General features: G+C 56.8%; 7 protein-coding genes and 1 tRNA gene. 7 read left to right on the forward strand and 1 reads right to left on the reverse strand.

Annotation, left to right across the window (positions count from 1 at the left end; all coding sequences use genetic code 11):
- Positions 1–42 precede the first annotated feature (42 nt).
- A complete protein-coding gene (gene mutM / locus IHV84_RS01070; protein WP_198845461.1) occupies positions 43–855 on the reverse strand; it encodes a bifunctional DNA-formamidopyrimidine glycosylase/DNA-(apurinic or apyrimidinic site) lyase in 813 nt (270 codons plus the stop codon).
- A 31-nt stretch (positions 856–886) separates the two neighbouring features.
- Here mutM and IHV84_RS01075 point away from each other — a divergent pair, with 31 nt between their 5' ends.
- The 7 genes from IHV84_RS01075 to pth all read left to right on the forward strand — a co-directional run bounded on the left by IHV84_RS01075 (position 887) and on the right by pth (position 6,722).
- Entirely contained in the window at positions 887–2,665 is a 1,779-nt protein-coding gene (locus IHV84_RS01075) for a tetratricopeptide repeat protein (RefSeq protein WP_370541152.1), read from the forward strand.
- A complete protein-coding gene (locus tag IHV84_RS01080; protein ID WP_198845462.1) occupies positions 2,662–3,198 on the forward strand; it encodes an outer membrane lipoprotein LolB in 537 nt (178 codons plus the stop codon). The genes IHV84_RS01075 and IHV84_RS01080 overlap by 4 nt, the downstream gene beginning before the upstream one ends.
- 9 nt (positions 3,199–3,207) lie before the next feature.
- On the forward strand, positions 3,208–4,065 hold the full coding sequence (gene ispE, locus IHV84_RS01085; protein ID WP_198845463.1) for a 4-(cytidine 5'-diphospho)-2-C-methyl-D-erythritol kinase: 858 nt from the start codon (positions 3,208–3,210) through the stop codon (positions 4,063–4,065).
- Positions 4,066–4,095: 30 nt separating this feature from the next.
- Positions 4,096–4,172, forward strand: a tRNA-Gln gene (locus tag IHV84_RS01090).
- A gap of 46 nt (positions 4,173–4,218) precedes the next feature.
- A complete protein-coding gene (locus IHV84_RS01095; protein ID WP_044399591.1) occupies positions 4,219–5,190 on the forward strand; it encodes a ribose-phosphate pyrophosphokinase in 972 nt (323 codons plus the stop codon).
- A gap of 174 nt (positions 5,191–5,364) precedes the next feature.
- Positions 5,365–5,997, forward strand: a complete 633-nt coding sequence (locus IHV84_RS01100; protein ID WP_044399594.1) for a 50S ribosomal protein L25/general stress protein Ctc — start codon at positions 5,365–5,367, stop codon at positions 5,995–5,997.
- Positions 5,998–6,110: 113 nt separating this feature from the next.
- The gene (gene pth, locus IHV84_RS01105; RefSeq protein WP_198845464.1) at positions 6,111–6,722 is read left to right on the forward strand and encodes an aminoacyl-tRNA hydrolase; all 612 of its coding nucleotides are present in this window, start codon (positions 6,111–6,113) and stop codon (positions 6,720–6,722) included.
- Positions 6,723–6,806: the final 84 nt, after the last annotated feature.

Below are 6,806 nucleotides of genomic sequence, written 5' to 3' on the forward strand. Positions count from 1 at the left end.
ACAAGCTCACTCTTGGACTGGCAACCTAGGACAGAGGCGCAACTAACGTTGGCAACTCGGGCAATAAAAACCGCTGCGCTGCCCTTGTCTGACCATTTTCACGGGGGTGCCGCAAACGTAACACGGTAATCCCGCCCGGCCGTACACCTGAACAGCGTTCTGAAAATGCCCTGAAGATCCGTCGGCACTTGAAAAATCTTTCAGACTGCTTCCTCCCAGCTCTATCGCCTTGCCCAAAACCTGCCCTATGGCTTGATACAGCCGCCGGATACGCACAGGCCCCAGAGAGGATGCCCGAACCGTGGGACGGATTCCCGCAAGATAAAGCGCCTCGGATGCATAAATATTGCCAACACCTACCACCAACTTCCCCGCCAACAATAATTGCTTGACGGGTAGGCGACTGGCTTTGACGCCCTGATGAAAAGTCTGCAGGGAGAACGAAGGCCCAAGAGGCTCCATACCCAGCCCACCCAAAAGCTTTTTAGCCACAGGGGCTTCTTCTTCCTGGGCATAAACAACAGCTCCGAAACGGCGCGGGTCGTGCAAGCGAAGCGTGCCCGCCGAGGTCTGTAGATCCCAGTGATCGTGTTTACCCGGCTCTGGCTGACTACCGGAAAATCGCAAGCTGCCAGACATCCCCAAGTGAACGAGCAAAAGCCCCCGATCAAGATCAATCAACAGATATTTACCGCGGCGGCGAACCCCCACGACATTCAAGCCCACCAATGACTCGGCCGGGCAGCCTAAGGGCCAACGAAGCGGCTTCCCCAAACGAACTGCCAGGATCCGCGCACCCGCAATCGCCTCGGCGAAACTGCGGCGCGTCACCTCTACCTCGGGCAACTCAGGCATAGGCGCCCCCGACGAGCAAAGAGACAGGCATGTGGATTATTATGGTTCGATGGAGCATATTCATCGCTTTCGAATGATCCCCGTGGTTGTTGCCCTGTCCTTCGCGACAGCTTTCGGCGGAGCACAGGCAAACCCGCCCGCCTCACCTACTTCAAACACACCCAGTCCGCCACCATCTAACGCCAAACTGGATGGCAATCTTTTCTACGAAATTCTGCTGGGTGAAGTAACCACACGGACCGGGGACCCGGGGGCTGGCTATGCTCTGATTCTGGACGCGGCACGGCGCTCTAGAAGCGAACAACTCTACCAAAGAGCTGCGGACATTGCTCTGCAGTCACGCTCTGGCGAATACGCCCTGGCAGCAGCAAAAGCATGGCAGGAGGACCATCCTCAGTCGCGAGAGGCCAACCGCTACGTACTTCAGATACTGATTGCACTCAACAAGGTGGGAGAAACAGCAGGCCCTCTGCGCCAGTTCATTGAACAAGCACCGCTTCCGAACAGAGTGGGCATTCTGAGTGCCGTACCGCAAATGTACGGACGTATTGCCGACAAGGCTACCGCAGTGAGCGCGGTGAAAGAAGCGTTTAAAGGCGAACTGGAAAACCGTTCTACAGGAGCCGCAGCATGGATCTCACTAGGACGCCTGCAACTTGCCGCCGATGACAAAGCAGCATCCCTGCAGAGCCTTGCCAAGGCAAAAGCCATGGATCCGGCTTATGAGGGTCAGGCAAGACTCGCGCTGGAACTCATGGACGAGGGAATCAGCGCGGCCGAGCCTTTCGTACAAGATTATTTGGAGAAACACTCCAATACAGAGGTTCGGATGCTGTATGCAAGGGTACTGCTGAGCCGTTCGAACTTCTCTGCAGCATCCGACCAGCTCACCAGGGTGACGCAGGAAAAGCCCGATATGCCGGAAGCCTGGCTCCTGCTCGCAAGCCTGCAGACCCAGAACCAGGAAATGCAACGCGCACAAGGATCACTGCGACATTTTTTTGAACTGACAGATACCGCTGGAGAGGCCCAACTCAACCAACGGCTGATGACACAAGCCTATGTGCTTGCAGCGCAAATTTCTGAAAAGCAAGGCGATTTGGAGGCCGCCCGCAGCTGGCTGGATCGGATTGAAAACGCTGGAGAGATCTTCAGCGTGCAACGGCAGCGCGCTTCCCTGCTTGCCAAACAGGGTCAACTCGCTGAAGCACGGACGCTTTTGCGCAATCTACCTGGCAGTACGGCAGACGAACGTCGCCTGAAACTTTTGGCGGAAGTGCAACTGCTCAAGGACAGCGGGGAGAATGAGCAAGCCTACAGACTGCAAAGCGAAGCGATTGCCCTCACCCCAGAGGACAACGATTTGGTTTACGACCAAGCCATGCTTGCGGAAAAGACTGGCCGGCTGGACGAGATGGAGACGCTGCTACGGCAAGTGATCGCGCGCCAGCCTGACTACCATCATGCGTACAACGCCCTGGGGTATTCCTTTGCCGACCGAGGAGTAAGACTGGAAGAGGCCAAGCGACTGATTCAAAAGGCATTGGAATTCGCGCCGGAGGACCCCTTCATCACCGACAGTCTGGCTTGGGTCGAGTTCAGACTGGGAAACAAGGCCGAGGCAGTACGCCTTTTGCGCTTCGCTTTTGCGAAAAAACCTGATTCAGAGATCGCTGCACATCTGGGCGAAGTTCTCTGGAGCCAAGGAAACACAAGCGAAGCAAAAGCCATCTGGCAAGAAGGTTTGCGACTCAACCCAAACAATTCAACACTGAAAGACACGCTCAAGCGCCTCGGAGTGTCGCTTTGACCCCTGCTCACGCCACCGAACACGCCAAGCGGTCTTCAGCCCAGCAACGGCGCAGATACCTCGTAACAGGCGCTGCCAGTCTGCTGGGGCTGGGTCTATTCGGCTGCACCTCTGCGAGCTTGGTCGCGAAGCCCGAGCGGCCCTATTGGTCTGGGCGCCTTGCACTGCAAACAGAAGAGGAAAGCGCACAGTCTTTTTCCGCCTTGTTTGAACTTGAGGGTTCCGAAGATCAAGGCGAATTGATCTTGCTGAGCCCCCTCGGAAACACCCTTGGCAAATTGAAGTGGAGCGCCGAAGGCGCAACGCTACAGACAGGCCAACAGCAACGGGCCTCGCACTCATTGGATGCACTTCTCACCCAGGTCACGGGAGAAGCCATCCCAATCAAGGCGATTTTTGATTGGCTACACGGTATCGAGACGAATGCAGCTGGTTGGGTAGCCGATCTGAGCGCACTCTCGCAAGGGCGCATCACCGCGCAACGTTCAGACCCCAAGCCCAAGGCTATCTTGCGCATCGCCTTTTCCCATTAGTCTTTTCTCATGCTTGCGCTTTACGACGTCCCAGCCCCCGCCAAACTGAATTTGTTCCTGCACATCACAGGCCGCAGAGACGATGGGTATCACCTGCTGCAATCTGTCTTCATGCTGATTGATTGGTGCGACACGCTGCACTTTGAGATTCGCGCCGACGGGCAACTCAGCCGGGAAGACATCAATACGCCACTGCCGCCCCTTGATCTCGTGCTGCGTGCCGCCCACGCGCTCAAGGAGGCCACAGGCTGCCGGGCTGGCGCGCACATAGGAGTCCACAAAAGCATCCCCGCCCAAGCAGGCATGGGTGGCGGCTCGTCCGATGCGGCGTCCACCCTGATCGCACTGAATCGTTTGTGGAAGTTGAAACTAACGGGGCCAGAGCTTGAACGTATTGGCCTCACGTTGGGTGCCGACGTACCGTTCTTTCTGCGAGGCCAGAACGCCTGGGTGGAAGGAATTGGTGAGACAATACGCCCGCTTGAGAAGCATGAACAGCCGCCCACCAGCCAGTTTGTGGTGGTCAAGCCAGAAGCGGGATTGGAGACAAAAGCAATTTTTTCTTCGAAGCTTCTGAAACGTGATTCTGATCATGCTACAATCTTAGGCTTTGCTGCAGCACACTACGATTTCGGTCGTAACGACTTGCAGCCAGTCGCAGAAAGTCTGTGCCCTGAGGTAAAAAAAGTCATCAACTGGCTTAAATCCAAAGGATTACATGCTAGAATGACGGGCTCGGGTAGTGCAGTGTTTGCACAAATGCCAAACGAAGTTAATTTTCAAGATGCGCCAAGCGCATGGAAAATTAAAACGTGCGGCAATCTGATGATTCATCCTCTGGCAGGGTGGGTTGCAGAGTCAAATTAAGGCTGACTGTCATCGACAGTTGACCTGTGTAGGGGAGTCGCCAAGCTGGTTAAGGCACCGGATTTTGATTCCGGCATGCGAAGGTTCGAATCCTTCTTCCCCTGCCAAATTTCTTTCGCGTACGGGCTTTTTTTTCAGACTGCTGGGACGCTCATGCAAGCCAACCAACCCGACTTCATGGTTTTCACCGGCAATGCCAATCCTGGCATGGCAGCTGAAATCGCCAAACACCTAGGCACCCAACTGGGCGCAGCCGATGTGGGTCGCTTCTCTGACGGTGAAGTCACCGTCGAAATCAAACAAAACGTCCGTGCTCGCGATGTCTTCGTAGTGCAATCCACTTGCGCTCCTACGAACGACAATCTCATGGAATTGCTGATCATGGTTGATGCGCTCAAGCGTGCATCGGCTGAGCGCATCAGCGCCGTGATCCCCTATTTCGGCTACGCTCGCCAAGACCGTCGCCCCCGCTCCACACGTGTGCCAATCACCGCCAAGGTGGTGGCCAACATGCTGCAAGCTGTGGGTGTGGCGCGTGTGTTGACCATGGATCTGCACGCTGACCAGATTCAAGGCTTTTTCGACATTCCGGTCGACAACATCTACGCTTCGCCCGTCTTGCTGGGCGATCTGCGTCAAAAGAATTACGAAGACCTGATCGTCGTGTCGCCTGACGTTGGCGGCGTGGTACGCGCACGCGCTTTGGCCAAGCAACTGGGTTGCGATTTGGCCATCATCGACAAACGTCGTCCCAAGGCCAACGTCTCCGAAGTGATGCATGTGATCGGTGAGATTGAAGGTCGCAACTGCGTCATCATGGACGACATGATTGATACGGCGGGCACACTGGTCAAAGCCGCGGAAGTGCTCAAGGAGCGTGGTGCGAAGAAGGTTTACGCCTACTGCACGCACCCCATTTTTTCGGGCCCTGCCATCGAACGCATCTCCAAGGGTTCTGCCCTGGATGAAATCGTGGTGACCAACACCATTCCCCTGAGCGAGTCTGCCAAGGGATGTACCAAAATTCGCCAATTGTCTGTGGCACCGCTGATTGCAGAAACAATCCAGCGCATCGCCAAGGGCGAGTCGGTGATGAGCCTGTTCTCCGAGCAAGACGACAGTTGACACTGTGGTGCTTCCCCCTATCGGGCGGCACGCAGCATCGGTGTTGCACCAAGCCTCCTTCGGGAGGCTTGTCTGTTCGGGAACAACCCCTGGCTTGTACAGCGTCCATACGCCAACAAGCCTTTTTTAAACAGGGAACGACTGGTCGCGGTCGACCCTTTTCAGGAGCTAACTATGAACTTCGTCGCTTTTGAGCGCGCCAAGCAGGGTACGGGTGCGAGCCGCCGTCTGCGTATTTCGGGCCGCACGCCTGGTATCGTCTACGGTGGTTCCGCCGAACCCCAACTGATCGAAGTGGACCACAACGCTCTGTGGCACGCCCTCAAGAAGGAAGCGTTCCACTCCAGCGTGCTGGACATGGAACTGAACGGCAAGACCTCCAAGGTTCTGCTGCGCGACGTGCAATACCACCCCTTCAAGCAACTGGTGCTGCACATCGACTTCCAGCGCGTGGATGAAAAGACCAAGCTGCACATGAAGGTGCCACTGCACTTCAGCGGCGCTGAAGAGTCCCCAGCCGTGAAGGTGGACAAGTGCATGGTCAACCCCGTCGTGAATGAACTCGACGTGACCTGCATGCCTTCCGACCTGCCAGAGTTCATCGCGGTGGACCTGTCCAAGCTGGAAAAGGGTACCTCCCTGCACCTGAAGGACATCAAACTGCCCAAGGGCGTGAGCGCTGTGATCCGCGGCAACAAGCAAAACCCTGTGCTGGTGTCCGTGGTGGCTCCAGTGGTTGTGGTGGAAACCCCTGCTGACGCCGCTCCCGCAGCCGATGCCAAGGGCAAGGGCAAGGGCAAGAAGTAAGCCTCGGCTTCTGCTTGAATCCTCCTGTGCCAACCTCTTCGCGGGGTTGGCCATCAAAACGGTCCACCTCGGTGGGCCGTTTTTTTTGAGCACCACCACCGATAATTGTTCGCATGATCAAGCTGTTTGTGGGCCTGGGCAATCCCGGGCCAGATTACGAGGCCACGCGCCACAACGCCGGGTTCTGGTGGATTGATGCGCTGGCCCGCGAGTTGAAGGTGAACCTGGTACCCGAGCGCAGCTATTACGGGCTGGCGGGCCGCACCAGCGTGAATGGCCAAAGCGTGTGGCTGCTCCAGCCGCAGACCTTCATGAACCTGTCGGGCAAGTCAGTGGCCTCGCTGGCACGCTTTTTCAAGATCCAGCCGGAAGAGATTCTGGTGGTGCACGATGAGCTGGACTTGCCCCCCGGGCAGGTCAAACTCAAGCGCGGCGGCAGCCACGCGGGGCACAACGGACTGCGTGATATCCACGCCCAGCTGGGTTCGCCCAATTACTGGCGCCTGCGCATTGGCATTGGACACCCCGGCGAAAAATCGGAGGTCGCCAATTGGGTGCTCAAAAAACCCGCGCCCGACCAGCGCACACTGATCGAAGACAGCATTGCCCATTCGCTCAAGGCACACACGGCCATGCTCGCAGGTGACATGGACAAGGCCACCTTGCTAGTGCACACCACCAAGCCGCCACGGCCCAAGCCACCGCGTCCCGCTGCGGCAGCTTGACGATTGATTTGCTATTTTTTTGATAGCTGGTAACCATCCCCCGGCAAAGCCGGGGGCATTCGGGATGTGAGCCGCTCAAAGCGG

The organism is Acidovorax sp. IB03 (assembly GCF_016406015.1).
Lineage (GTDB): Bacteria > Pseudomonadota > Gammaproteobacteria > Burkholderiales > Burkholderiaceae_C > Acidovorax > Acidovorax temperans.